Here is a 26085-nt window from a genome sequence, read left to right as displayed (position 1 = left end):
GTTACTTCCCGGTATGCCGGCCCACGCAGAGCGTGGGACCCGCGCCCGCGACCCGTGGTCACGCTCACCCGCGCCAGCCGGCTACTTCTTCTTGGACTCGCCGCCGTCGTCGGAGGAGAGCGCGGCGATGAAGGCCTCCGGCGGGACCTCGACGGTGCCGATGTTCTTCATCCGCTTCTTGCCGGCCTTCTGCTTCTCGAGCAGCTTGCGCTTGCGGCTGATGTCACCGCCGTAGCACTTGGCGAGGACGTCCTTGCGGATGGCGCGGATGTTCTCGCGGGCGATGACCCGGGCGCCGATGGCGGCCTGGATGGGCACCTCGAACTGCTGGCGCGGGATGAGCTCCTTGAGCTTGCCGGCCATCATGTTGCCGTAGGCGTAGGCCTTGTCCTTGTGGACGACCGAGCTGAACGCGTCGACGTTCTCGCCCTGGAGCAGGATGTCGACCTTGACGAGGTCGGCGACCTGGTCACCGGCCTCCTGGTAGTCGAGCGAGGCGTAGCCGCGGGTGCGCGACTTGAGCTGGTCGAAGAAGTCGAAGACGACCTCGGCGAGCGGCAACGTGTAGCGCAGCTCGACCCGGTCCTCGGAGAGGTAGTCCATGCCGAGGAGCTGGCCGCGCTTGCTCTGGCAGAGCTCCATGATCGCCCCGATGAACTCGCTCGGCGCCAGGATCGTCGCCTTGACGACGGGCTCGCGCACCTCGGCGACCTTGCCGTAGGGGAACTCGCTGGGGTTGGTCACGACGATGACGGAACCGTCGTCCATCGTCACGTCGTAGACGACGTTGGGCTGGGTCGAGATGAGGTCGAGGTCGAACTCGCGCTCAAGCCGCTCGCGGACGATCTCGAGGTGGAGCAGGCCGAGGAAGCCGCAGCGGAACCCGAAGCCGAGCGCCACCGACGTCTCGGGCTCGTAGACGAGCGCCGCGTCGTTGAGCTTGAGCTTGTCGAGGGCGTCGCGCAGGAGCGGGTAGTCCGAGCCGTCGATCGGGAAGAGTCCCGAGAAGACCATGGGCTTGGGATCGCGGTAGCCGCCGAGGTCGGTCGCCGCCGGCTTGCGCTCGTTGGTGACGGTGTCACCGACGCGCGACTGCCGGACGTCCTTGACGCCGGTGATGAGGTAGCCGACCTCACCGACGCCGAGGCCCTTGCCGGGCACGGGCTCGGGGCTGATGACGCCGATCTCGAGGAGCTCGTGCGTCGCCCGGGTCGACATCATGATGATCTTCTCGCGCGGGTTGAGGTTGCCGTCGACCACACGCACGTAGGTCACGACGCCGCGGTAGGTGTCGTAGACGGAGTCGAAGATCATCGCTCGCGCGGGTGCGTCTGGGTCGCCGACGGGGTGCGGGATCTGACGGACGATCTCGTCGAGCAGCGGCTCGACGCCCACGCCGGTCTTGCCGGACACCTGGAGGCAGTCCTCGGGCTCGCACCCGATGAGCTTGGCGAGCTCCTCGGCGTACTTCTCGGGCTGCGCCGCCGGCAGGTCGATCTTGTTGAGGACCGGGACGATGGTGAGGTCGTTCTCCATCGCGAGGTAGAGGTTGGCGAGGGTCTGCGCCTCGATCCCCTGAGCCGCGTCGACGAGCAGGATCGCGCCCTCGGAGGCAGCGAGCGAGCGCGACACCTCGTAGGTGAAGTCGACGTGTCCCGGGGTGTCGATCATGTTGAGGATGAAGTTGCCGGAGCGGCCCTCGGCGTCGAAGGTCTCCCACGGCATGCGCACGGCCTGGCTCTTGATCGTGATGCCGCGCTCGCGCTCGATGTCCATGCGGTCGAGGTACTGGGCGCGCATGGCGCGGTCGTCGACCACCCCGGTGATCTGGAGCATGCGGTCGGCGAGCGTCGACTTGCCGTGGTCGATGTGGGCGATGATGCAGAAGTTGCGGATCGCCTCCGGCGGCGTGGCGTGCGGCTGGAGCACGGTGCGGGCGCGGGGAGACACAGTCGCTAAGTCCTCGGGAAGTGTGGAACGGGGAGTCGGGACAGTCTCCCATGACGACGCCGTGGCGCCGAACCACGCATGCTCGCGTGCCGACCACCCGGGAGCCGAGGCCGAGGGTCATGGTGCGACACGGCATACGACGTCTGTCGGTCCACGCTGGGTAGCGTGACGCGCATGGCGACCTACCCCGGCGACTACGACGGCCCTCTCGACCCCGGCTACGCCCCGGAGGTCGACGGCGAGCCCGACCCGGGCGAGGTGGTCTGGGCCCACGTGCCTTTCGAGGACGACCACAGCCGGGGCAAGGACCGACCGGTGCTCGTCGTCGGACGCGACGGCCGGTGGCTGCTCGGGATGCAGCTCACGAGCCGGGACCACGACCGGGACGCAGCCCAGGAGGAGCGTGCCGGGCGCTACTGGGTCGACGTCGGCTCCGGCGGCTGGGACGGCCAGTCCCGTCCGTCCGAGGTCCGGGTCAACCGGGTCGTGCGCATCGACCCGTCGACGGTCCGCCGCGAGGGTGCCGTTCTGGACCGCGCGAGGTGGGACGAGGTCATCGCCGCGAACGCCGCCCACCCTCACCCTCAGGGAGACCGGTCGCCTCGACCCCGCCGCTCGACACTCGATCGGTTCATCGACGTCTTCCGGCGCCACTGACACGCACGAGGGCCCGTCACCGAGATGGTGACGGGCCCTCGTGCTTGGCGGTCAGCGACCGCGGTGCGACTGGCTCAGAGGCCGGCGGCCTTCCTGGCCATGGCCGACTTCTTGTTGGCCGCGTTGTTCTTGTGCAGAACGCCCTTGCTGACGGCCTTGTCGAGCTTGGTGGAGGCGGCCTTGAGGGCTTCCTTCGCCTCGTCGACCTTGCCGGCGTCGGCGAGCTCGCGGAACTTGCGAACCGCGGTGCGGACGTCGGACTTGACGGCCTTGTTGCGCTCGGTCGCCGTCTTGTTGGTCTTGATGCGCTTGAGCTGGGACTTGATGTTTGCCACGAAGAGAACTTTCTGAGAGGTCGGTGGTTGCCGTTAGAGGGCGGCAGAAGCGGCTCGGGACCGGGAGTGGGGACACCCTTGCTGAACCGCTCTGGATGGATCTACGTACGCGCACGACCTGAGCGCGCACGCAAGGGACAAATCTACCAGCGGGTCGCCCCGACAGCCAAAACGCCGGAATCAGCGCGTATGCCGTCCGCTCCCCTGCCGCTCAGCGGTCGCTCTCGGCCTTCTCGCGGGTGATCGTGAGCACGGCTCGCTCGACGGCGTAGACGGGGTCGCGGCCACCACCCTTGACCTCGAAGTCGGCCGCGGCGACGGCCCGCAGCGACCGGGCGAGCGCCTCGGCGGTCCAGCCCTGGAGCGAGCGCCGAGCCTTGTCGACCTGCCACGGCGCCATGCCGAGGTCGCGAGCGAGGTCGGCGGAGCGTCCTCGCCCGGCCGAGCCGACCTTGATGAGCTGGCGGAGCTGCTGGGCGAGGACGGCGACGATCGGCACGGGGTCGACGCCGACGGCGATGGCGTGCCGGAGGAGTCGGAGGGCCTCCCCTGCGTCTCCCGCAACCGCGGCGTCGGCGACCTTGAAGCCCGTGGCCTCGACCTTGCCACCGTGGTAAGTCAGCACCACCTGCTCGTCGATGACGCCGGTGGTGTCGGAGATGAGCTGCTGGCACGCGGAGGCGAGCTCACGCAGGTCCTTGCCGATGGCGTCGACGAGCGCCTGGACGGCTTCGCCGGTGGCCCGGCGCTTGGCCGCCCGGAACTCGTGCATGGCGAAGTCGGCCTTGTCGCGGTCGGTCTTGATCGCCGGTGCGTCGATGATGCGAGCCCGTGACTTCTTCAAGGTGTCGAGGACCTTCTTGCCGCGGTTGCCACCCTTGTGGACCACGACGAGGGTCACGTCGTCCGGCGGCGCCGCGAGGTAGGAGAGCAGGTCCTGCTGGAGCTCGTCGGCGGCCTCGTCGAGGTCGTGCACGACGACCGCCTTGTCACCGCCGAAGAGAGAGGGGCTGGCGTGGACCATGAGCTCACCGGCCTCGTAGGAGGCGGCGTACAGACGGATCACCTCGACGTCGGGCGTGCGCTCACGGACGTGTTGGAGCACCTCGGCGAGTCCTCGCTCGGCGAGGACCTGCTCGGGACCGGCGATGAGCACGAGCGGCGGCACGCGACGGTGCACCTCGACCAGATCACTCACGGCGGTCACTCTGCCACGCCGGTCCGACGCCCCCGCCACCCCCGACAAGGCCTCGGCCGCCGCAACCGGTCAGTCGAAGCTCAGGGTGGCGCCCGTGCCGGCCTCGAGCCCCAGCCCGGCGAGCCGGGCCGCGATGACGTCGACCGGCAGCTCGAGGGACTCGCTCAGCTCCTCGACGTCGAGGCCGAGCGCCACGCCGTCGCGCAGCTCCTCGTCCTCCTGGTCGGTCCACGCGTGGCCCTGGGTGACGGCCGTGCGCGACGAGGGCGCTGCGGGAGGCGCGGTGGCCACGGGCCGGGTGTCGGTGGCGTCGACGGCGCCCCGGACTTCGGCGTCGCCCATGGTGGTGCCGGCCACGGCGCCGGTGAGCCCGCGCAGTGCGGGGTCCGCGACGTCGAGCGGTGGTGGCGCCGTCTCGTCGAGGCGCTTGAGGGCGTTGAGGACGAGCGTCCTGTCCGCGGTGGGCCAGAAGGGCGGGAGCGAGCGCTGGAGGAACCCGGCATACCGGGCACTCATCATCCGCGAGTCCAGGAAGGCGACCACGCCGCGGTCGTCGCCGCGGCGGATGAGGCGTCCCGCGCCCTGCGCGAGCCGCAGCGCTGCATGCGTCGCCGACACGGCCATGAACCCGTTGCCGCCCATCCGGGCGATGGCCTGCGAGCGCGCCGAGGCGAGCGGGTCGTCCGGACGCGGGAACGGGATGCGGTCGATGATGACGAGCTGGCAGCTCGACCCGGGCACGTCGACGCCCTGCCACAGGCTGAGCGTGCCGAAGAGGCAGGTGCGCGGGTCACGGGCGAACTGGCGCACGAGCGTCGAGATCTGGTCCTCGCCCTGGCACAGGACGGCGACCTCGCCGTCGAGGTCCGTCAGGCGCTCGCGCATCTCGTCGGTTGCGGCACGGGCCGCCCGCATCGACGAGAAGAGACCGAGGGTGCGACCGCCGGCGGCCCGGACGAGGGCCTCGATCTCGTCCATCGTCTCGGGGGACGCGCCGTCACGACCGGGCGGGGGCAGGTGTTTGGCGACGTAGGCGATGCCCTGCTGCGGGTAGTCGAACGGGCTGCCGACATCGAGCCCGGTCCACTCCGGCGCGCCCTCTCCACGCAGGCCGATCGTGCCGGCGACGGCGTCGAACGTGCCGCCGAGCTCGAGGGTGGCGGACGTGAGGACGACCGTGCGCTCCTCGAAGATCTTGTCGCGCACGAGCATGGCCACACTCATCGGCGCCACCCGCAGGACGCTCCCCCGGCGCGGGTCCTTGCTCACCCAGACGACGTCGAGCTCGCGCTCCTCGAGGACTCGCGAGGCGTTCTCGTTGAGCTCGTCGATCGCTGCGCGCGCGACCTGCCGAGACCCGTCGACCTCCTGTCCGGGCGTCGGCTTGAGCTCGGTCTGCACCTGCCGGGTCGTGTCGCGCAGCCGGGCGAGCGCGAGCGCGAGGTTGTCGGGTATGCCGGTGAGCCGGCCCTCGGGGATCTCGTCGAGGACCGACTCGAGGAAGGTCCCGGCGTCGTCGACCGTCTCGCTCGAGTCGGCCTGGCGGCCGGCGCGCTTGGCGGCGATGCGGGCCATGCCCGGCGTGACCTCGTCGGTGATCGTCGCCGTCACGCGGTCGACGAGCTCGTGCGCCTCGTCGACGACGAGGACGTCGTGCTCGGGCAGCATCTGGCGACCCTCGAAGGCGTCGATGGCCATGAACGAGTGGTTGGTGACGATGACGTCGACGCTCTTGGCGGCCTCGCGCGACCGCTCGACGAAGCAGTCGGCGACCATGGGGCACTTGCTGCCGAGGCACTCGTGGGCGCTCACCGAGACCTGGCGCCAGGCCCGCTCCGAGACACCGGGCACGAGCTCGTCACGGTCGCCGGACTCGGTGTCACCGGCCCACTCACGCAGCCGCACGACCTCCTGCCCGAGGCGGCCTGCCTGCTTGTCGACGTCACCGACGCCGAACAGCCCCTCCTCGTCGTCGGGGAAGCCGCCCTCGAGCTTGTGGGCGCACAGGTAGTTGCGCCGGCCCTTGACGATCGCGTAGGTGGGGCGCCGGCCGAGCAGCGGGGCCAGCGAGTCGGCGACGCGGGGCATGTCGCGGTCGACGATCTGGGCCTGAAGCGCGAGGGTGGCGGTGGCGACGACCGCCGGTTTGCCGACGTCGATGGCGTGCTGCACGGCGGGCACGAGGTAGGCGAGGGACTTGCCGGTGCCCGTGCCGGCCTGGACGAGGAGGTGCTCACCGGTCTCGATCGAGTTGGCCACCGCCTTGGCCATCGAGACCTGGCCCGGTCGCTCGCTCCCCTTGACCCCGCTGACGGCGGCGGCGAGGAGGTCGTCGAGGGTCGGCACCGGCCCAGCCTATGCGGCCGCGAGGACAGCCGGTCGCCGTCCTCCACAGGCCCGTCGTGTCATGGCGTGAGCCCGGGGGCTCAGGCGTCGATCTCGTCGCGTAGGGCGTCGGGTGGGGTGCAGATGAGGTGAGCCACCAGGGCGGTCCAGCCGGTCTGGTGGGAGGCCCCGAGACCGACCCCGGTGTCTCCGTTGAAGTGCTCGCTGAAGGTCGGGTGGGTGTCCCAGAGGTCACCACCGGGGTACTCACGCGGGGTGCCGGGCCTGCGGCCCCGGTCATCGGGCAGGAAGAGCGCGATGAGCCTGCCTCGCAGGCCGATGGCGGCCTCCTCGAGCGCGACCTCCTGCCCTGACCCGGTCGGGAACTCCACCCGGACGTCCCCGTCAGCTCCGTCGGCGAGGACGAGCAGGGCGTCGAGGATGAGCACGTTGACGGGGAACCAGACGGGACCTCGCCAGTTCGAGTTGCCTCCGAACATGCCGGTCGAGGACTCGCCGGGGTCGTACTCGATGTGCACCGAGGTGCCGCCGACCTCGAGGTCAACCCCTCCGCGGTAGGCCGCCGACAGCGACCGAATCCCGTGCGGTGACAGGAACTCGTCCTCGTCGAAGAGCCGACGCAGGATCGCCTCGAGACGGGAGCGGACGACAGGTGTGAGGCTGTTGTGGACCCCCTCCCGGTCCCGGCTGTGCAGCAGGGAGTCGGTGAGGTCGGGGCGCCGGTCCTGGAGCCACCTGAGCCGCGAGGTGAAGTCCGCGAGCTCGTCGAACGCCCACGCTGGCACGTTGGCGACGGCGATGAGCGGCAGCAGCCCGACGAGCGAGCGCACCCGGACCGGTGAGCCCTTGTCGTCCCCGTCGACGAGCACGTCGTAGAAGAACTCGTCCGCGTCGTCCCAGAGTGAGACTCCCTCGGTGCCGAACGTCTCCATCGCCTCCGCGATGGAGAAGAAGTGCTCGAGGAAGGTCGTCGCCAACCCGTCCCACGCACGGTCGACCCGGCTCAGCTCGAGAGCGATCCGGAGCATCTGGAGGCAGGTGAACGCCATCCAGCTCGTCGCGTCGGACTGCTCGAGCCGCCACCCCTGCGGCACCTCACGGGACCGGTCGAACACGCTGATGTTGTCCATGCCGAGGAAGCCGCCCTCAAAGAGGTTGGACCCGTCGGAGTCCTTGCGGTTGAGCCACCACGAGAAGTTGAAGAGCAGCTTGGTGAAGACACGGACGAGGAACCCGTGGTCCCGCGACCCGTCGAGCACGTAGACGTGCCACGCGGCCCACGCGTGGACCGGCGGGTTGACGTCGCCGAAGGACCACTCGTATGCCGGGAGCTGGCCGTTGGGATGCTGGCTCCACTCGCGGCACATGAGCATGAGCTGGTTCTTGGCGAACTGGGGGTCCATGTGGGCGATCGCGACCGTGTGGAACGCGAGGTCCCACGCCGCGAACCAGGGGTACTCCCACTCGTCCGGCATCGAGATGACGTCGGCGAGCGCGAGGTGGTTCCACGAGGTGTTGCGCCCTTCGGGCTCGCGGGCCCGGCGCGAGTCCGGTGGGGGCGGACCCGCGGGGTCGCCCTCGAGCCACTCGCGCACGTCGTAGCGGTAGAGCTGCTTGCACCAGTTGAGCCCGGCAAAGGCGCGGCGCGCGACGAGGCGCTCCTCCTCGGTCACACCTTCAGGGATGACGGCGCCGTAGAAAGCGTCCGCCTCGGCCCGTCGTGCGGCCAGCACGTCGTCGAAGCCGCGCCCGAAGGCCTGCTCTGCCCCCACGTCACCGGTCGAGCCCTCGCCCCAGGCGTCGTCGCGCAGGCGCAGGCACACCCGCACGGTCTCACCGGACGCGACGGCCTCGAAGTGGTAGCGCAGCGCCACCTTCGTGCCGCGGCCGTCGGCAGCCAGGAGGCTGCGGTCGCCGTGGACGATCGCCCTGCCGACGGCGTCCTTGGGGTGCGGGCTGAGGCTCTCGCCCTCGCCGAACACGGCCTCGACGTGGGTCTCGTTGTCGCAGACGAGAACCTCCGGCGCGCCCTCCGCGAACAGCTCGACGACGCCGATGTGGGCGTGGACGGCCCGCAGCTGCACACTGCCCTCGGGCCCCTCACCGACGACCTCGATCACGGGGGTGCGGTCGTCCCTGCCCCACGCCCAGGTGTTGCGGAACCAGAGCTGCGGCACGAGGTCGAGCGGCGCCGCGTCAGGCCCGTGATTCGTTGCCTCGAGGGTGACGAGGACGTCACCCGGCGCGGCCTTGGCGTGGGTCGTCACGACGTCGAAGAACCGGTCCTCGTCGAGCACGCCGGTGTCGACGAGCTGGACCTCGGGCTGGTCGTGACCGCGAGCGGCGTTCTGCTCGCGCAGGACGGCATACGGGAAGGCGGCCTGCGGGTAGCGGTAGAGGTGCTGTGCCCAGCTGTGGGTCGGTGTCGCGTCGAGGTGCCACCAGTACTCCTTGGCGTCCTCGCCGTGGTTGCCCTCGCCGTTGGTGAGGCCGAAGTAGCGCTCCTTGAGCCGGTCGTCGCGGCCGTTCCACATCGACACAGCGAGGTTGAGGAAGCCGTAGCGGTCGTACAGGCCGGCGATCCCGTCCTCGCCCCACCGGTAGGCGCGGGCGTGCGAGTGGTCGAACGGGAAGAACGACCACGCGTCGCCGTCCGCCGAGTAGTCCTCCCGGACGGTCCCCCACTGCCGACCGGAGACGTAGGGCCCCCACGCCCTCCACGCATCCCCGTCGTCCGGAGAGTGCGCCAGTCGTCGGTGCTCCTCGGTCTGAGCGGGCTCCTCGGGCTCGACCGACGTCATGCCCCCACCTTGGCACGCGGGGTGACCGAGGTGGGGGCATGACGTCGGTGCAGGCTCAGGCGTCGGCGGTCACCTGCTGCTCCGGCGGCAGCGCCGGCTCTGCGTGCGCTGCCGTCTCGACGACCGGCGCCGGCCGCGGCCGGTAGTAGGCGGCATACACGTCGTCGCCCATCCGCAGGATGCGGACACCGAGGTAGGTGAGCACACCGGCACCGGCGAGCCACAGCGGGATGGCGGCAGGGCCGTACGGCACGACGAAGCTGCCCGCGCACCACGCGGCAAACATCAGCGGCGCCAGCCAGTGGACGAACCCGGCACGCCAGAGCACGACCAGCAGCAGTGCAGTCCCACCGAGGGCGAGGAACGGCCCGGGGATCATGAACCCGAAGATGACGTTCGGCAGCTCGAGCATCTCGTCGGTGAGACGTTCGGCTTCCTCGGCGGGGTGACGCGCCCCGAACCACCACGCGATCGGGTCGGTGAGGAGCAGCGCCGAGAGGTTGATCCAGCCGATCGCCGCCAGGCCCGCGGTGACGTGGCCGGCCAGCGTGGCACGCAGTCGGGTGAAGTGGGCCAGCCCGAGCACGGCGATCGCCATGAGCAGGTAGGCGAAGTGGTACATCGCGGACTGGAGCTGGGCCAGCGCGGGGTTGTCCTGGTAGCTGACCGCCTCACGGTCGTCGCCCCAGGTGCCCGGGTCGACGAACAGGGCGCCAATCATGAGCACTGCCGCGAGGCAGAGGACGCCACCGGTGGTCCAGCGGCGGATCGTGTCGGGATTGCTGCGGAGGTTCCGCATGGCGCACCGTCCTTCCTGGTCGGGGTGCTGTGATGCGTCGGAGCCTGTCGCGCCCGGCGTCCCGCCCGGCAGAGGCAGCCGTCCCGACTTCACGGGCACCTCGGCCGGTGCGCGAGGTGGGAGGATGCAGCACGATGACCTCCCACCCGCTGGCCGAGCGCGCCCTGACGTCCGTCACGACCGATCCCGACACCCTGTATGCCGTCTTCTCGGCGTGGGCGGAGGAGTCCGGGATCGCGTTGTACCCCCACCAGGACGAGGCGGTCATCGAGGTGGTGTCGGGCCGCAACGTCGTGCTGGCGACACCCACCGGGTCGGGCAAGTCGCTCGTGGGGGTCGCCGCCCACTTCGCGGCGCTGGCCGGCGACCGGGTCAGCTTCTACACCGCGCCCATCAAGGCACTGGTCAACGAGAAGTTCTTCGCCCTCTGCGACGTGTTCGGCGCCGAGAACGTCGGGCTCCTCACTGGCGACGCCGCGGTCAACGCGGACGCCCCCATCATCTGCTGCACCGCCGAGGTGCTCGCCAACATCGCTCTGCGAGAGGGCCGCTCGGCCGACGTGGGGCTCGTCGTCATGGACGAGTTCCACTACTACGCCGACGGCCAGCGCGGGTGGGCGTGGCAGGTGCCGCTGCTCGAGCTGCCACAGGCACAGTTCCTCCTCATGTCGGCGACGCTCGGTGACATGAGCCAGATCTCGGAGGACCTCAGCTCGCGCACGGGTCGCGACGTGGCACTGGTGACGACCGCCGAGCGTCCCGTGCCGCTGTCCTTCACGTGGTCGCTCACTCCCCTCGCCGAGATGGTCGAGGAGATCGTCACGACCCACCAGGCGCCGGTCTACGTCGTGCACCCCACCCAGCAGCTGGCGGCCGAGCACGCGGCATCCCTCATCACGCTCAAGCTCCTCACACCCGAGGAGAAGGTGGCGATCGCGGAGCGGCTCGCGCCGGTGCGGTTCGCCGCCGGGTTCGGCAAGACCCTGTCGGGCCTGCTCCGTCGAGGGATCGGCGTGCACCACGCCGGCCTGCTCCCCCGCTATCGGCGCATCGTCGAGCAGCTCGCGCAGGCGGGACTGCTCAAGGTCATCGCCGGCACGGACACCCTCGGCGTCGGCATCAACGTGCCCATCCGGACGGTGCTCTTCACCGGGCTCGCCAAGTTCGACGGGCAGCGCGACCGCGTGTTCCGCTCCCGCGAGTTCCACCAGATCGCCGGTCGCGCCGGTCGCGCGGGGTTCGACACGAGCGGCTCCGTCATCGTCCAGGCGCCACCCCACGTCATCGAGAACGAGCGCAACCTCGCCAAGGCCGGCGACGACCCCAAGAAGCTGCGCAAGGTGCAGCGGCGCAAGGCCCCGGAGGGGTCGATCGTCTGGACCGAGCAGACCTTCGACAAGCTCGTCGCGAGCGAGCCGGAGGCCCTCACCTCGAAGATGCGGATCGACAACTCGATGATCCTCGCTCTCATGGCCCGCCCCGGCGACCCGGTCGCCGCGGTGAGCCGGCTCGTGCGCGACAACCACGAGACGCTCGCCGGCCAGGCCCGGCTGGCCCGCCGCGCCATCCGGCTCGGGCGCTCGCTGCTCGACTCCGGCGTCGTCGTGAGGCTGCCGGAACCGGCCGCCGACGGTCGCACGGTCGAGCTGACGGTGGACCTGCCCGCCGACTTCGCGCTCAACCAGCCGCTGGCCCACTTCGCCCTGGCAGCCCTGGACCTCCTCGACCCCGACTCGCCCACCCATGCCCTCGACGTCGTCTCGGTCGTCGAAGCGGTCCTCGACTCGCCGCGGCCGGTGCTGCGTGCCCAGCAGTGGGCCGCTCGAGGGGAGCGGATCGCCGAGCTCAAGGCCGAGGGTGTCGAGTACGACGAGCGCACCGCGATCGTCGAGGAGATCACCTGGCCGCGCCCGCTCCTCGAGATGCTCGAGCCGGCCTACGAGACCTACCGGCAGACGCACCCGTGGCTGCCCGACGAGGCCCTCGACCCCAAGAGCATCGTGCGCGAGATGTGGGAGCAGGCGATGAGCTTCGGCGACCTCATCCGTCGCTACGGCCTCACCCGGTCCGAGGGCGTGGTGCTGCGCTACCTCTCCGACGCCTATCGCACGCTGCGCCAGACCGTGCCCGAGACGTACCGCGACGAGGAGCTGGACACGCTCATCGACTGGCTCGGCGAGACGATCCGCCAGACCGACTCGTCCCTCATCGACGAATGGGCCGCCCTCACCGACCCCGAGTCGGTCCGCAACGCCGCCGCCGCGCACGGCGACGCACCGCCTCCCCCTCGACCGATCACGGCCAACGACAGGGCCTTCCGCGCGATGGTGCGTCAGGCGATGTGGCGCCGGGTCGAGCTCGCCGAGCAGGACGACGTCAACGGCCTGGCCCTGCTGGAAGTGGCGGCGGCGGATGTCCCGGAGGACGGCCGCAGCGCGGTCATGACGTACGCAGCGTGGGACGAGGCACTCGGTGCGTACTGGGACGAACACGGCTCGATCGGCAAGGACGCCGACGCGCGCGGCCCCGAGCTGCTCCAGGTCGAGCCGACCCTGGACGTCGTGCCCGGCCTCGACGACGACACCGAGCACCGGATCTGGCGCGTGCGCCAGGTCCTGGCCGACCCTGCCGACGACCGTGACTGGGTCATCGAGGCCGTCGTCGACCTCGACGCCAGCGATGCCGCCGGCGAGCTCGTCCTCGTGACCACCGGTCTCCGCCGCCTGTAGTCCTCGTTGTGCCGAGCTCACCGCACTGGCGGCCCGGCGACGACCGCCGCTGAGGCGCGGGCGAGGGGGCCCAGGGAACGCAGCACTGCCGATTCGCCGCTGGCTGGGCCTGGCGGGAGACGCGAAGCGCGCTCAGCGCGCGAGCGTCGGATGGGACTGCGGCGAATCGACAGTGCTGCGTGACCCGCGCGCTCAGGCGAGTTAGCTGCGCGCGTCAGGGGCGAGGGTGCGGTCGTCGAGGCGGCGGGTCATGGTGATGTCGTCGCGCTCGTCGCCGGGTGCGACACGGATGGCGCCGAGGACGCGGCCGGACTCGCGGTAGCCGCAGGCCTCGTAGAAGGCGGACGTGCCCGTGCCGCTGCGGACGCCGAGGGTGAGGATCTCGACGACGGACTCGCGGGCGACCCGGTGGGTGGCTGCCATGAGGAGCCGCCCGAGGTTCTGGCCGCGGCGGTCCGGGTCGATCATGAAGCGGTAGACGGTGCGCGTGTGGTCGAGCAGCGGGTTGCTGCCCTGCACGAGGAACGACAGGCCGAGGACGCGGTCGTCGGCGGCGGACCGCAGGAGGACCGCGACCGTGCTGCCGACCGCCATCGAGTGCTCGTGCTGTGCGAGCGCCTCGTCCACCATGTCTCGCTGGGCTCCGGGGAGGAAGCCGACGGCTCCGCCGGCGTCGTTGGTGCGCATCCAGAGGTCGAGCACCTGCTCGCGGGTCGCCTCGTCGAACGTCGTGACCGCGTCGGCGAGGGGTGCCTCGAACACCGTGGACGGCGGCTCGTCGGGCAGGTCGTCGTGGAGCGCCCTGGTGCCGACCCGCTCCAAGCCCGAGCCCAGCGCCGTGCGCACCGACGGCGTGTTGATCTCCTTGACGAGGGCTCGGACCGGCAGCGCGGGAAGGAACTCGACCGCGTGCGCCGCCGAGGCCCGTGCCATCTCGCGGCCCATCCCCCGGCCGAGGTGGTCGAAGGTCAGGCGGTAGTAGAGGTTGAGGAAGGCACCCTCGATGTCCTTGAGGCCGCAGACGCCGACGACGTCACGGGTGACGCGGTCCTCGGCCAGCCAGAAGCCGAACCCTCGCTCGGCCCAGTGCTGCCGGGACCGCTCGAAGAAGGCGACCGCGTCGTCGTCGGTCTGTGACATCGCGTGCGGCGCGTGCCAGTAGGTGCGGGGGTCCCGGTGCAGGCTCACCCAGGCGTCGCGGTCCGCCGTGGTCGGCGGCCGGAGGGTCAGGTGGGCAGTCTCGACGACGCGCGGGGACGGCATACGACGATTTTATTGCGAAGGATTCGCAACAAGCGCCTCAGGCCCGGTAGCCCGTGAGCTCGGCTGCGAGGTCGGGGTTGACGCGTGCGGTGACGCGGGTCCCCTCGCCGACGTGCTCGCTCGCGAGGATCTCTCCCTCGTCGTGGATCCGGCTCAGCAGGTCGCCCCGGCCGTAGGGCAGGAGGACGTCGACGTCGATGTCCGGGCTCGGCAGCTCGTCGGCGATGAGCTGGCGCAGGGCGTCGAGCCCTTCGCCGGTGCGCGCCGAGACGGCCACGGCGTGCTTCTCCTGGCGGAGCAGCCGGTCGACGACCTCGGGGTCGGCGATGTCGGCCTTGTTGACGACGATGATCTCCTTGACGTCGGTCGCGCCGACGTCGGCGAGCACCGCGCGCACGGCCGAGATCTGGCCCTCCGGGTCGGGGTGCGACCCGTCGACGACGTGGAGCAGCAGGTCGGAGTCGGCCACCTCCTCGAGCGTGGACCTGAACGCCTCGACCAGCTGGTGCGGCAGCTGGCGCACGAAGCCGACGGTGTCGGCGAAGGTGAACTCGCGCCCGTCCGGCGTCTCGCTGCGGCGCACCGTCGGGTCGAGGGTGGCGAAGAGCTGGTTCTGGACGAGGACGCCGGCACCGGTGAGCCGGTTGAGGATCGAGGACTTGCCGGCGTTGGTGTAGCCGGCGATCGCGACGCTCGGGATGCCGTTGGCGCGACGGCTCCCCCGCTTGGTGTCGCGGTGCGTCTTCATGCCCGCGATGTCGCGCTTGAGCTTGGAGACGCGGGTGTTGATGCGGCGACGGTCGAGCTCGATCTTGGTCTCACCCGGACCGCGCGAGCCCATGCCCTGACCACCGGCGGCCTGACCACCGGCCTGGCGCGACATCGACTCACCCCATCCACGAAGCCGCGGCAGGAGGTACTGGAGCTGGGCGAGCTCGACCTGCGCCTTGCCCTCCCGGCTCTTGGCGTGCTGGGCGAAGATGTCGAGGATGAGAGCGGTCCGGTCGATGACCTTGACCTTGACGACGTCCTCGAGGGCGCGTCGCTGGGACGGAGCGAGCTCGGTGTCGCAGATGACGGTGTCGGCGCCCTCGTTGATGACGACGTCGCGCAGCTCCTCGGCCTTGCCCTTGCCGAGGTAGGTCGCGGTGTCGGGCTTCTGGCGCCGCTGGATGAGGCCATCGAGCACGAGGGCTCCCGCGGTCTCGGCCAGGGCGGCGAGCTCTCGCAGGGAGTTCTCGGCGTCGACGAGGGTCCCCTCGGACCAGACGCTGGCGAGCACCACCCGCTCGAGTCGCAGCTGGCGATACTCGACCTCGGTGACGTCCTCGAGCTCGGTCGAGAGGCCGGCGACGCGTCGCAGGGCCGCGCGCTCCTCGCGTTCGAGCTGGTCGCCGTCGTAGAGGGCCGAGGGCCGCGACTCGTCGTCGTCGCCCTCGAACTCGAAGCCGTCGTCGTCGTAGGCGTCCCCCGAGAGTGCGTCGGCCTGGTCGGAGAAGATGTCGTGTCGTTCTGTCATGTTCCGTCTAGGGTCTCACCTATGACCGACTCGGGGCGAACGGATTCGCGCGAGCACTACTTCACCGCCCATCCGGCCACCCCGGACGAACGCCGCCCCCTCGACGTCACGCTCGCAGGGCGACGGGTCACCGTCGAGGTCGCCGGCGGCATCTTCAGCCCCGGCGGGCTCGACAAGGGCACCGCCGTCCTCCTCGACGAGGTCCCCGACCCCCCGCCCTCGGGCCGCTTCCTCGACCTCGGCTGCGGGTGGGGACCCATCGCGCTGACCCTGGGCCTGCTGTCGGAGCACGCGGACGTCACCGGCGTCGACGTCAACGAGCGCAGCGTCGACCTCACCAGCCGCAACGCCGCCGCGCTCGGACTCGACCACGTGCGCGCGGTGACGCCGGACGCGGTCGACGACGGGACGGCATACGACCTCATCTGGTCCAACCCCCCGATCCGCATCGGCAAGGCCGCCCTGCACGATCTTCTGCGCACCTGGCTGCGGCGGCTGGCCCCCGACGGGACGGCCTACCTCGTCGTCCAGAAGAACCTCGGCTCGGACAGCCTGCAGCGCTGGATCGAGTCGGACCTCCGTATGCCGTGCGCCCGGTTCGCGACGAGCAAGGGCTTCCGCGTCCTCGAGGTCAAGGCGACGTGAGAGGACCCGGGCGGCGGTGCCGCCCGGGTCCATCTCGTCGGCTACTGCGGGTCGACGACCATGGCAGAGCCGCCACCGCGGCGCACCGGCTCGGCCGCGGCCGTCCAGAGCGAGGGTGACAGGCTGCGGATCGCCGTGCCGTTGCCGATGACCGGCCGGGACCGGAGCACGTGCCCCTTGGCGCGGAGCTCGTCGCCGATGGCGGTGGCGAAGATGGCCGTCTCGGCCTCCTCGGTGCCGTTGCGCGACGAGAGCCGCGGCGCGGCGACCGCGTCCCCGACCGGGAGGCCGCGGTCCACGACGCCGGCGATGATCTGCGCGACGGTCGTGATGATCGTGGCGCCGCCCGGACTGCCGGCGGTCAGGTACGGCTTGCCGTCCTCGAGCACGATCGACGGGCTCATCGAGCTGCGTGGCCGCTTGCCGGGACCGGGCAGGTTCGGGTCCGGCACGCCCGGCGTCGTCGGTGCGAAGTTGAAGTCGGTGAGCTCGTTGTTGAGCAGGAAACCCCAGCCCGGCACGACGATGCCGGAGCCGCCGTACTGCTCGATGGTCAGGGTGTAGGTGACGACGTCACCCCACCTGTCGGTGACGGTGAGCGAGGTCGTCGACTGCCCGTCCCCGGGCAGGAGCGAGGTGCCGGCGGCGGCGCACTCCTCGTCGTAGTCGCCGTCGGGCGAGCCGAACGGCACCGGCCTCTTCTGCGCCGTGTCGTCGCTGAACAGGCAGGACCGCTCGTCGGCGAACTCCTGCGAGGTGAGCTCGGCGGTCGGCACGCCGGGCACGTCACCGACGTAGCGGTTGCGGTCGGCGAAGGCCATCGCGGACGCCTCGCTGAACCAGTGCAGGTACTCGGCCTCGCTGAGGTCCTTGACCGTCTTGCCGGTGCGCTCCTCGAACGCCTCGAGCAGGTTGAGAATCTCGGAGACGGCGATGCCTCCGCTGCTCGGGGTGTCCATTCCGTAGACGTCGACACCCTGGTGCTCCGTGTGCGTCGGCGCCCTGTGGTTGACCTCGTAGGCCGCGAGGTCTGCCGCGGTCAGCTGCCCCTTGGGCACGGTGACGCCGGGCGCGGTCGTCGGGTTCTGGACCTCCCTGAGGAGGTCCTGGCCCATGCGACCCGCGTGCAGCGACTCGACGCCGTGGGTGCGGAGCTCGCGGTAGGCCCTGGCGAGGTCGGGGTTGCGCTGGACACCGCCGACGGGAACCGGAGCGCCCCCCGGCAGGTATATCTCGGCGGTCGCGGGGAACATCGAGAACCGCTTGGCGTTGTCGAGCGTGTCCTGGTGGAAGGTCGCGTCGACGACGAAGCCCTTGCGGGCGATCTCCTCGGAGGGCTTGAGCACGGTGTTGAGGTCCATCGTCCCGTAGGTCCTCAGGGCCTCGTCCCACGTCGCCGCGGTGCCCGGGGTGCCCACGGAGAGACCGGAGTTCACGACCGTGTTGAAGTCCATCTGCGAACCGTCGGGGTTGAGGAAGACCTTCTCGTCGAAGGTCGCGGGCGCTGTCTCGCGCCCATCGAGAGTCGTGACCTTCTGGGTCTCGGCGTCGTAGTGGACGAAGAACCCGCCGCCGCCGATGCCCGAGGAGTACGGCTCGACCGTCGCGACCGCGGCTGCCGTGGCGACCGCCGCGTCGGCGGCCGTGCCGCCCTTCTCGAGGATGTCGATCCCGACCTGCGAGGCGATCGGGTCGACCGAGGCGACGGCTCCGCCGCCACCGGTCATCACCGGGACCTTGGGCAGCTCGTGACCGACAGGTGGAGGCCCGCCCCGGAAGGGTGGGGCTGCGGGTGCAGCGGTGGCCGGCAGGGCGAGTGCCGCGGCCACTCCGCCGGCGGTGACGAGGGTGAGGAACGTGGTGGGAGCTCTCATGCCCTCGACGCTAGAAGTGACCGACGAGTACCGCATCCGGAGCGGTCGGCGCCCAGCGCAAGGTCACCCGTAGGTGGCCGGCTGAGGTCGCCTCAGAGCGAAGCGAGGTCGATCGTGCCGTCGGCCACGAGTGCCGCCGGCCCGGCCAGCTCGACCTCGTGCCGCGGGAGGGCACGCACGCGCAGGCGGCCACCCGGGACGTCGACGGTCCAGTCCCGGGTGGGCTCGGGCTCCCCGGCCCAGAAGCTCGTCGCCAGGGCCGCGGCACACACGCCGGTCCCGCAGGACCGCGTCTCGCCCACGCCACGCTCGTGCACGCGCATGGCGATGTGCCCGGGCCCCAGGATCCGGACGAGCTCGACGTTCGTGCCGTGCGGCGGCACCGGGCGCACCTCGGGGGCGTGCAGGAGGTCGAGGCCGTCGAGGTCCACGCCCTCGGGCAGGGCCACGACGGTGTGCGGGTTGCCCATGTCGACGGAGAGCGCTGACCACGGCTCGGTGTGGCCGGCGACGTGCACGAGAGCGTCGAAGCCATCGCTCTGGGCCCGCGCCTCCTCGGGGAAGCGCCACGGTCCCATGTTGGTCGCGATGAGGTCGCCCTCGAAGCGGATGCCCTTGATTCCGGCGCGCGTGGCGATCTCGAACTCACCCGACGTCTCGAGGCCTTGACGACGCAGGTATGCCGCGAAGACCCGAGTGCCGTTGCCGCACATCTCGGCGACGGAGCCGTTGGCGTTGCGGTAGTCCATGAACCACGGCGCACGGTCGGCCATCGCACGCACGGACTCCTCGGCCGCGGCGGCCGTCGGCACGACGCGGATGACACCGTCTCCCCCCACGCCGGCATGCCGGTCGGCCAGCCGTCGGACAAGGTCTGCATCGAGGTCGAGGCCTGCGTCGACGTCGGGCACGAGGACGAAGTCGTTCTCGGTGCCGTGACCCTTGGTGAAGCGCAGCTCGGCAGACATGTCAGCCATTGTCCGTGATGGCTCGCTCGACGTGGGCCACCGCCTCGTCGAGGGCGCCGTCGACCGTCGGGTCGAACCACGTGATGCGCGGGTCGGGGCGGAACCACGACTCCTGGCGACGGGCATAGCGCCGAGTGAGCTGCGCGGTCTCGGCCTGGGCCTCGGCCTCACTCATCGTGCCGTCGATCTCGGCGAGGGCCTGCGCGTAGCCCAGCGCTCGCGACGCGGTCCGGCCCTCCCTGAGGCCCCGCGGCACGAGGCCTCGGACCTCGTCGACGAGACCGTCGCGCCACATCTGCGCCACCCTGAGGTCGATGCGCTCGTCGAGCAGGGCCCGGGGTGGCCGCAGGCCGACGGTCACCGTCGGGTGCAGGTGACGGCGTTCCGGCATCGAGGCACTGAACGGCCGGCCAGTGATCTCGATGACCTCGAGCGCCCGGATGACCCGGCGCACGTTGCGTGGCTCGATCGCCTGTGCCGCAACGGGATCGCGTTCGGAGAGGACGGCATACAGGGCATCTCCGCCGCGCTGTTCGGCCTCATCCTCGAGGCGGGCGCGGACGGATGGGTCCGTGGGCGGGATGTCGAGGTGGTCCACCGCCGCGCGCACGTAGAGACCCGATCCGCCGGCCACCACCGGATGGAGGTCGCGGCCACGGACGTCGTCGATCGAGGCCCGGGCCTCGACCTGGTAGCGGGCGATCGTCGCCTCGTCGGTGACGTCGAGGACGTCGACCTGGTGGTGCGGGATGCCTCGGCGCTCGGCGAGGGACAGCTTGGCGGTGCCGATGTCCATGCCGCGGTAGAGCTGCATCGCGTCGGCGCCGACCACCTCGCCGCCGACCGTCTCCGCGAGGCGCAGGGCGAGATCGGACTTGCCACTGGCGGTGGGACCGACCACCGCGACGACCAGCGGCCCGCCGCTGGGACCGTCAGCGGGCAAGCTCGTCCTCGGACGCCTCGGTGTGGCCGCCCTCGGGCACGGTGCCGAACTCGTCAGTGTCCTCGGAGTCCACGTCGTCGTGACCGAACGGGTCGCGGTCCTGACCCGGCATCCAGGTGAGGCCGGGCTTGCCCCACTCGTTCGACTTCACGGCCTTCTTGGCCTTGCGTGCCCACTTGCCCTGGAGCCGGTCGACGTAGAGGAAGCCGTTGAGGTGGTCGTACTCGTGCTGGAACATCCGGGCGAACCACCCGGTCGCGGTGTAGGAGACCTCGTTGCCGTCGAGGTCGAGGCCGGTGAGCGTGGCCGACTCGCCGCGACGCAGCGGGAACGACTCCCCCGGCACGGACAGGCAGCCCTCGGACTCCTCGTGCGGATCCGGGTCACCAACGGCCGGCTTGCTCGCCGAGACGAACGGGTTGATGACGACGCCACGCGGCGGGATGCCGTCGCGGTTGTCCATCTGCCAGGTGAAGATCCGCAGGCCCACACCCACCTGCGGCGCGGCCAGGCCGACGCCTCGCGCGGCGTCCATCGTCTCGAACATGTCGGCCACGAGCTCGCGGATGCCGTCGTCGATGACCTCGACCGGCTCGGCCCGGCGGTGGAGCACCGGCTCGCCGGTGATGGTGATGGGGCGGATCGTCATGGGCCCGATTCTCTCAGATCGACGGAGATGGCCGACGCCTCCGGGTGCACGCGGCGAGGGAGGTGCGGCACAGTGGAACTGTCCGTGTCCCGAGACGTGAGGAGCGACCATGAGCATGTTCGACAAGGCGAAGGAGTTCATCGCCGAGCACAGCGACAAGCTCGACGAGCACAGCGAGGCGATCGAGCAGCACAGCGACCGCGGTCTCGACCAGGCGGGTGACTTCGCCGAGAGCAAGGGCCTCGGCGCCGACCACGTCGACCAGGGCCGCGACGTCCTCGACGAGCGCATCGGCGAGCGCGGCGAGGCGACGAACCCCGAAGCCGGGACGTCCGAACAACCCTGATCCCGCCCCGGACACACGAGAAGGCCCCGATCCCCGTTGAGGGATCGGAGCCTTCCGGTGTGCTGATCTGCGACGCGCTCGTTGTCGGTGAGCGGTGCGAGACGTGCCGGTCAGGCCCCGCAGGCCGGGGCAGTCACGGGTGCGGCGGCAGGCCTGCCGATCGACGGCATACCGAGGCTCACGCCCGGCTTGCCCGGCACCGGTGCGTCCTGCAGCGCCTCCCAGGCGTCGCCGCCCGAGGTGCGGCGCACGGCATAGGTGCCACCGTGGAGGGCGCCGTCGGCGACGAGGTGGTGCGGCGCGCCGTACGTGACGTCGACGCTCACGACGTCACCGGGACGGGGACGCTCGCCACCGTCGGGGACGGAGAAGTGGACGAGACGGTTGTCCCTGGCGCGGCCGCTCATGCGGGCCGTTTCGGTGTCCTTGCGCCCCTCCAACGGTGCGACGAGCACCTCGACGGTACGCCCCTCGATCGCGCGGTTCTCGGCCCAGGACAGCTCGTCCTGCAGGGCGACGAGGCGCTCGAAGCGCTCCTGGACGACGGGCTTGGGGACCTGGTCCTCCATCGTCGCCGCGGGCGTGCCCGGGCGGATGGAGTACTGGAAGGTGAAGGCGCTCGAGAACCGCGACTGCTCGACGACGCGGAGCGTCTCGGCGAAGTCCTCCTCGGTCTCGCCGGGGAAGCCCACGATGATGTCGGTCGTGATCGCCGCGTCGGGGATCTGCTCGCGGACGCGGTCGATGATGCCGAGGAACTTCGCGCTGCGGTAGGAGCGGCGCATGTCCTTGAGCACCTTGTCCGAGCCCGACTGCAGCGGCATGTGCAGGCTGGGCATGACGTTGGGCGTCTGCGCCATCGCCGTGATGACGTCATCGGTGAACGCCGCCGGGTGCGGGCTGGTGAACCGAACCCGCTCGAGCCCCTCGATCTCGCCGCAGGCGCGCAGCAGCTTGCCGAAGGCGAGGCGGTCGCCGAACTCGACGCCGTAGGTGTTGACGTTCTGCCCGAGCAGGGTGATCTCGACGACGCCCTGGTCGACGAGCGCCTGGATCTCGGCGAGGATCTCGCCGGGTCGGCGGTCGGTCTCCTTGCCGCGCAGGCTCGGGACGATGCAGAACGTGCAGGTGTTGTTGCACCCGACCGAGATCGAGACCCACGCGGCGTACGCGGAGTCGCGCCTCGTGGGGAGCGTCGAGGGGAAGGTCTCGAGCGACTCGAGGATCTCGACCTCGGCACGCTTGTTGTGGCGGGCACGGTCCAGCAGCGCTGGCAGGCTGCCGATGTTGTGGGTGCCGAAGACGACGTCGACCCACGGCGCCCGCTGGACGATGGTCGCGCGGTCCTTCTGAGCCATGCAGCCGCCGACGGCGATCTGCATGTCGGGGTTGAGCGTCTTGGCGGGGCGCAGCTGACCGAGGTTGCCGTAGAGCTTGTTGTCGGCGTTCTCGCGCACGGCGCACGTGTTGAACACGACGACGTCGGCGGTGGCGGGACGGTCGTGCGCGGGCACGCTGGCCAGGTCGACGTACCCGGCGGTCTCGAGCAAGCCTGCGAGGCGCTCGGAGTCGTGGACGTTCATCTGGCAGCCGTGCGTGCGCACGTCGTAGGTCTTCAGGTCACTCATGGCACGCACAAGGGTACGTCTCATCGCGACCACCTCCCGCTGTGGTCCGGCTGCGACGGCTGCCCACGCCGGAGGAGATCGGCGGCCACGGGTGGGATGGCCACTGCGAACAGCGCCAGGGCGGGGGCGAGAAGGATCCGGAACCCGAGTGCGAGGTAGCCGGCCGCCCCGAGTACTCCCCCGAGGAAGAAGAGGGCCACGAGTCCCGAGAGCATGCCGAGCCGGCCGAGGTCGGCCTGCACCGGCGGCTGGCCGGTGAGGCGGTTGCGGTATCCGAGCTTGCCGAGCTCGATGCCGATGTCGGTGACCATCCCCGTGACGTGGGTCGTCCTGATCTGCGCGTTCGACACCTTGGTGATGGTCGCGTTCTGCAGTCCCATGGTGAAGCAGAGCACGACGACGAAGACGTGCTCCCTACCCGACCAGGTCAGCTGGTCGGCCAGTCCCCCGAACGCGAGGACCAGGGCGGCCTCCAGGAGCAGGACGTTGGCGAACCGGCTCCGAAGGCCTCGCCGCCGACCCCAGTTGAAGACGACGGCGCAGGTCATGGCGCCGAGGACGAAGGCCGTGAGGGCCTCCACGCCGACGAGGACCAGACCGAGCGATCCGAGGACGAGGTGGTCGGCGATGAGGGCGGTGATGCCGGTCATGTGCGAGGTGTAGACCGAGACCGCGACGAACCCCACGGAGTTCAGCACACCGGCGACCAGGGCCAGGACCGCCGCGAGCCACTGGTTGCGGCGGACGGTGCGATCCGCACCCGCCAGGCGCCCGACCCGCGCGGCGGTGGTGTTCAGCCGACCTTCGTCGGGGTCAGGACGCGTTCCGCTCACGCGTCGACGCTACGCGGCTGGTCGCGACGTCTCCGCGGTTCCCCGGCCTCGCCCCGCGGACAGGCCGCCGACCGTCACACCGCCACGCCCCACAGGGCGCCCACGTGTCGGGCGTCAGTGCCGCAGCAGCCACCGACGACGTCGACGTTCGGGAGTCGGGCTGCGAGCAGGTCGTGCTCACGCACGAGGTCGGCGATGTCGCCCTCGTCGAGCTCCTCCGCAGCGTCGAGCTCGGCGTGCGACTGCCGGGACGCGTTGACCCGCAGGCCCGTGACGCGGTCGGTCCAGACGTCGTCGTCGAGCGCCCGGGCGACGTGGCTCGGGTGCGCACAGTTGACGAGGAAGCCGTCCGGCGCCGCCTGGTCCCACAGCGAGGCGACCGCCTCGCCGAGCGGCGTCCCGTCGGGGAGTCGGCCGTCGGTCTCGACCGTGAACGACACGGAGACGTCCACGTCGTGGGCACGGGCCGCCTGCACCACGCCCACCGCCTCGGAGACCGTCGTGAGCGTGTATGCCGTGACCCTTGCGGCCCCGCTGTCGGCGAAGGCCGCCACCTGGCTCGAGTGGTAGGTGGCAAACTCGTCGGCGGAGATCTTCTCGCCGGGCACGTAGCCGTCCCCTCGTGGGCCCACCACCCCGCAGACCCGGAAGCCGCCGTACTGGTCGTCGGAGTCGGTGCGGAGCACTCCCGCCGCGACCAGGGACTCCCCCAGCGCGGCGAGGAAGACGACGCTCTCGAGGTTGACCCGACGCACGTCGTCGGCAGGACCACCGACGGTGGCGACCCAGTCGGGGTTCGCCCGCCAGGTCGGCGTCTCGAGCAGGAGTCCGGCTCCGGCGCGGCGCGCCACCTCGGCGTAGGCCGTGTAGTAGTCCGTGAGCAGGGCACGGCCCTCGGGGGTGTCGAGCAGCGGGTAGGCGGCGAAGTGCGGCAGGTCGACGCCGCGATGGAAGATCAGGTCGGTCTCCAGCCCTCCGTCGGTCACCCAGCTCGGGCCGCCGCCGGCTCGCTGGGGTTCGCCCATCGACACCGTTCCATGACTCATGAAGGCCTCGACTTCCTGTCGGTCCGGAGCCCCCAGCGTGGCGACCGGAGGGGGTCGCGCACCAGAGCCCGTCCGGATGGCGCCCGACTGGCCAGATCAATACTTGACACAACAACTTATCCGTGTCATCGTCTTTATTGAAAGTACAACTACCCCTCCACGAAGGAACCTCTCATGGGTCTGTTCAACCGCTCCAAGTCGTCCGTCCCCGCCGCCCAGCCCGTCGCTGCGGCCGCTCAGCCCGCCAGCACCTTCGTCTCCGACATCGCCGGCGACTACGTCCTCGACCCGAGCCACTCGCGTCTCGGCTTCTCGGCCCGCCACGCGATGGTCACCAAGGTCCGCGGCAGTTTCGAGGAGTTCGAGGGCACTGCCCACGTCGACACCGCCAACCCGGCCGCGTCCAAGGTCGAGGTCACGATCCAGGCCGCCTCCGTCACCACGGGCAACGAGCAGCGCGACGGTCACCTCAAGACCGCGGACTTCTTCGACGTCGAGAACTACCCGACGATCACCTTCGTGTCGACCGACGTCACGCGTCAGGGCTCGCAGTGGTCCATCACCGGTGACCTCACGATCAACGCCGTCACCAAGCCGGTCACCATCGACTTCGAGGAGACCGGCTCGGCCAAGGACCCGTACGGCAACACCCGCATTGGCTTCGAGGGCGACACGACCATCGACCGCACCGAGTGGGACCTCAGCTTCAACGCCGCCCTCGAGACCGGTGGCGTGCTCGTGAGCGAGAAGGTCAAGCTCGAGTTCGACATCTCGGCGATCGCCCAGGTCCCGGCCGTCGCCTGACCGACACACCGTCCGTCGAGAGGGGCGAGGACCGACCGGTCCTCGCCCCTCTCGCGTGCCCCTGGGGGCGTCAAACGCTCAGTCGCGCCGGTGCTCCTCGGCGGAGGCCACGGCCTCGCGGATGACCCTCATGGACACCTCCGACGGGTAGCCCTTGCGGGCGAGCATCCCGGCGAGCCGCCGGGTCTGCACCACGGGGTCGAGACCGTGCAGCCGCCGAAGCCGCTTGTCGACGAGCTCTCGCGCGCGCTCCTCCTCGTCGGCCGGGTCGACCTCGTCGTCGAGGACTGACTCGGCGACCTCGTCGCTCACGCCCTTCTGGCGCAGTGTCTTGGCGAGGGCCCGGCGGGCCAGACCACGCCCCACCTGCTGCGACCGGACGAGCATGCCGGCATAGGCCTCGTCGTCGACGAGGCCGACCTCCTCCATGCGGTCGAGCACCGAGGCCGCGACCGCCGGGTCACACCCCTTGCGGGCGAGCGCCTGCTCGAGCTGGGCGCGCGACTTGGGTGAGTTCGTCAGCTGCCGCAGGACGATCTGGCGCGCGACGTCGTGCGCGTCCGGCTCGACCCCCTCGGCCGCGTCGTCCGGCGGAGGGGGCGCGGAGGCGGCCGACAGGCCTGCCCCACGGCGTGAGCGGCGCGCCGTCGGTCGCGCCGACGACGCCGACGCGACGTGCCGGTCGAGAGCCGCCCGAAGCTCGTCGGGAGAGGTGGCCGCCCCAGTCACCGGGTCCGGAGATGGGGCCGCCC

21 protein-coding genes are annotated in these 26085 nt (G+C 70.8%); 5 read left to right on the top strand and 16 right to left on the bottom strand.

Translation table 11 applies throughout. The features are described 5' to 3' along the window. Positions 1-81 precede the first annotated feature (81 nt). Entirely contained in the window at positions 82-1950 is a 1869-nt protein-coding gene (lepA, locus tag LL946_RS14955) for a translation elongation factor 4 (protein WP_404382003.1), read from the bottom strand. Positions 1951-2124: 174 nt separating this feature from the next. Between lepA and LL946_RS14950 the strand changes: the two genes are divergently transcribed. Further along, positions 2125-2607 carry a type II toxin-antitoxin system PemK/MazF family toxin gene (locus tag LL946_RS14950; RefSeq protein ID WP_404382001.1) on the top strand — a complete coding sequence of 161 codons (483 nt, stop codon included), beginning with the start codon at positions 2125-2127 and terminating at the stop codon, positions 2605-2607. A gap of 74 nt (positions 2608-2681) precedes the next feature. On the opposite strand, the gene rpsT is transcribed toward LL946_RS14950, so the two are convergent. The 5 genes from rpsT to LL946_RS14925 form a co-directional block, all read right to left on the bottom strand. Beyond that, on the bottom strand, positions 2682-2942 hold the full coding sequence (rpsT, locus tag LL946_RS14945; protein ID WP_404381999.1) for a 30S ribosomal protein S20: 261 nt from the start codon (positions 2940-2942) through the stop codon (positions 2682-2684). A gap of 211 nt (positions 2943-3153) precedes the next feature. Continuing rightward, complete coding sequence (holA, locus tag LL946_RS14940) at positions 3154-4149, bottom strand: DNA polymerase III subunit delta (RefSeq protein WP_404381997.1); 996 nt, start codon at positions 4147-4149, stop codon at positions 3154-3156. A 60-nt stretch (positions 4150-4209) separates the two neighbouring features. Then, positions 4210-6486: an ATP-dependent DNA helicase gene (locus LL946_RS14935; protein WP_404381995.1), complete on the bottom strand. Its 2277-nt coding sequence runs from the start codon at positions 6484-6486 to the stop codon at positions 4210-4212. Positions 6487-6566: 80 nt separating this feature from the next. After that, a complete protein-coding gene (locus LL946_RS14930; protein WP_404381993.1) occupies positions 6567-9287 on the bottom strand; it encodes an MGH1-like glycoside hydrolase domain-containing protein in 2721 nt (906 codons plus the stop codon). Positions 9288-9342: 55 nt separating this feature from the next. After that, positions 9343-10086, bottom strand: a complete 744-nt coding sequence (locus LL946_RS14925; protein WP_404381991.1) for a hypothetical protein — start codon at positions 10084-10086, stop codon at positions 9343-9345. Between the two features lie 134 nt (positions 10087-10220). Here LL946_RS14925 and LL946_RS14920 point away from each other — a divergent pair, with 134 nt between their 5' ends. After that, positions 10221-12815: a DEAD/DEAH box helicase gene (locus LL946_RS14920; protein WP_404381989.1), complete on the top strand. Its 2595-nt coding sequence runs from the start codon at positions 10221-10223 to the stop codon at positions 12813-12815. A 201-nt stretch (positions 12816-13016) separates the two neighbouring features. Here the strand turns inward: LL946_RS14920 and LL946_RS14915 are convergent, their stop codons facing one another. Further along, positions 13017-14078 carry a GNAT family N-acetyltransferase gene (locus tag LL946_RS14915; protein ID WP_404381987.1) on the bottom strand — a complete coding sequence of 354 codons (1062 nt, stop codon included), beginning with the start codon at positions 14076-14078 and terminating at the stop codon, positions 13017-13019. Positions 14079-14115: 37 nt separating this feature from the next. Next, a complete protein-coding gene (gene hflX / locus LL946_RS14910) occupies positions 14116-15597 on the bottom strand; it encodes a GTPase HflX (protein WP_404381985.1) in 1482 nt (493 codons plus the stop codon). A 21-nt stretch (positions 15598-15618) separates the two neighbouring features. Between hflX and LL946_RS14905 the strand changes: the two genes are divergently transcribed. Continuing rightward, positions 15619-16242, top strand: a complete 624-nt coding sequence (locus LL946_RS14905; RefSeq protein ID WP_404381983.1) for a class I SAM-dependent methyltransferase — start codon at positions 15619-15621, stop codon at positions 16240-16242. A gap of 41 nt (positions 16243-16283) precedes the next feature. Here the strand turns inward: LL946_RS14905 and ggt are convergent, their stop codons facing one another. From ggt to def, 4 genes are all read right to left on the bottom strand, one after another. Further along, a complete protein-coding gene (ggt, locus tag LL946_RS14900) occupies positions 16284-18116 on the bottom strand; it encodes a gamma-glutamyltransferase (RefSeq protein WP_404381981.1) in 1833 nt (610 codons plus the stop codon). 92 nt (positions 18117-18208) lie between these two features. Continuing rightward, positions 18209-19093 carry a diaminopimelate epimerase gene (gene dapF / locus LL946_RS14895; protein ID WP_404381979.1) on the bottom strand — a complete coding sequence of 295 codons (885 nt, stop codon included), beginning with the start codon at positions 19091-19093 and terminating at the stop codon, positions 18209-18211. Beyond that, entirely contained in the window at positions 19086-20027 is a 942-nt protein-coding gene (gene miaA, locus LL946_RS14890) for a tRNA (adenosine(37)-N6)-dimethylallyltransferase MiaA (RefSeq protein WP_404381977.1), read from the bottom strand. The genes dapF and miaA overlap by 8 nt, the downstream gene beginning before the upstream one ends. Continuing rightward, positions 20017-20676 (bottom strand): peptide deformylase, encoded by a 660-nt coding sequence (gene def / locus LL946_RS14885; protein WP_404381975.1) that lies wholly within the window; start codon positions 20674-20676, stop codon positions 20017-20019. Before def ends, miaA begins: the two co-directional genes overlap by 11 nt. Positions 20677-20785: 109 nt before the next feature. Between def and LL946_RS14880 the strand changes: the two genes are divergently transcribed. Next, entirely contained in the window at positions 20786-21022 is a 237-nt protein-coding gene (locus LL946_RS14880) for an antitoxin (protein WP_404381973.1), read from the top strand. 110 nt (positions 21023-21132) lie between these two features. Here LL946_RS14880 and miaB read toward each other — a convergent pair whose 3' ends face one another. The 3 genes from miaB to LL946_RS14865 form a co-directional block, all read right to left on the bottom strand. Then, a complete protein-coding gene (miaB, locus tag LL946_RS14875) occupies positions 21133-22650 on the bottom strand; it encodes a tRNA (N6-isopentenyl adenosine(37)-C2)-methylthiotransferase MiaB (protein ID WP_404381971.1) in 1518 nt (505 codons plus the stop codon). Between the two features lie 20 nt (positions 22651-22670). After that, positions 22671-23483, bottom strand: coding sequence for a YoaK family protein (locus LL946_RS14870; protein ID WP_404381969.1), 813 nt, complete (start codon positions 23481-23483; stop codon positions 22671-22673). Positions 23484-23557: 74 nt separating this feature from the next. Beyond that, positions 23558-24529, bottom strand: coding sequence for a homocysteine S-methyltransferase family protein (locus LL946_RS14865; protein WP_404381967.1), 972 nt, complete (start codon positions 24527-24529; stop codon positions 23558-23560). A 174-nt stretch (positions 24530-24703) separates the two neighbouring features. Here LL946_RS14865 and LL946_RS14860 point away from each other — a divergent pair, with 174 nt between their 5' ends. Continuing rightward, entirely contained in the window at positions 24704-25333 is a 630-nt protein-coding gene (locus tag LL946_RS14860; protein ID WP_404381965.1) for a YceI family protein, read from the top strand. Between the two features lie 78 nt (positions 25334-25411). Here LL946_RS14860 and LL946_RS14855 read toward each other — a convergent pair whose 3' ends face one another. Further along, on the bottom strand, positions 25412-26062 hold the full coding sequence (locus tag LL946_RS14855) for a regulatory protein RecX (protein ID WP_404381963.1): 651 nt from the start codon (positions 26060-26062) through the stop codon (positions 25412-25414). Between the last annotated feature and the right edge of the window lie 23 nt (positions 26063-26085).

Source organism: Knoellia locipacati (assembly GCF_044791685.1).
Taxonomy (GTDB): Bacteria; Actinomycetota; Actinomycetes; order Actinomycetales; family Dermatophilaceae; genus Knoellia; species Knoellia locipacati_A.
This window is presented reverse-complemented; position numbering and strand designations above follow the sequence as displayed.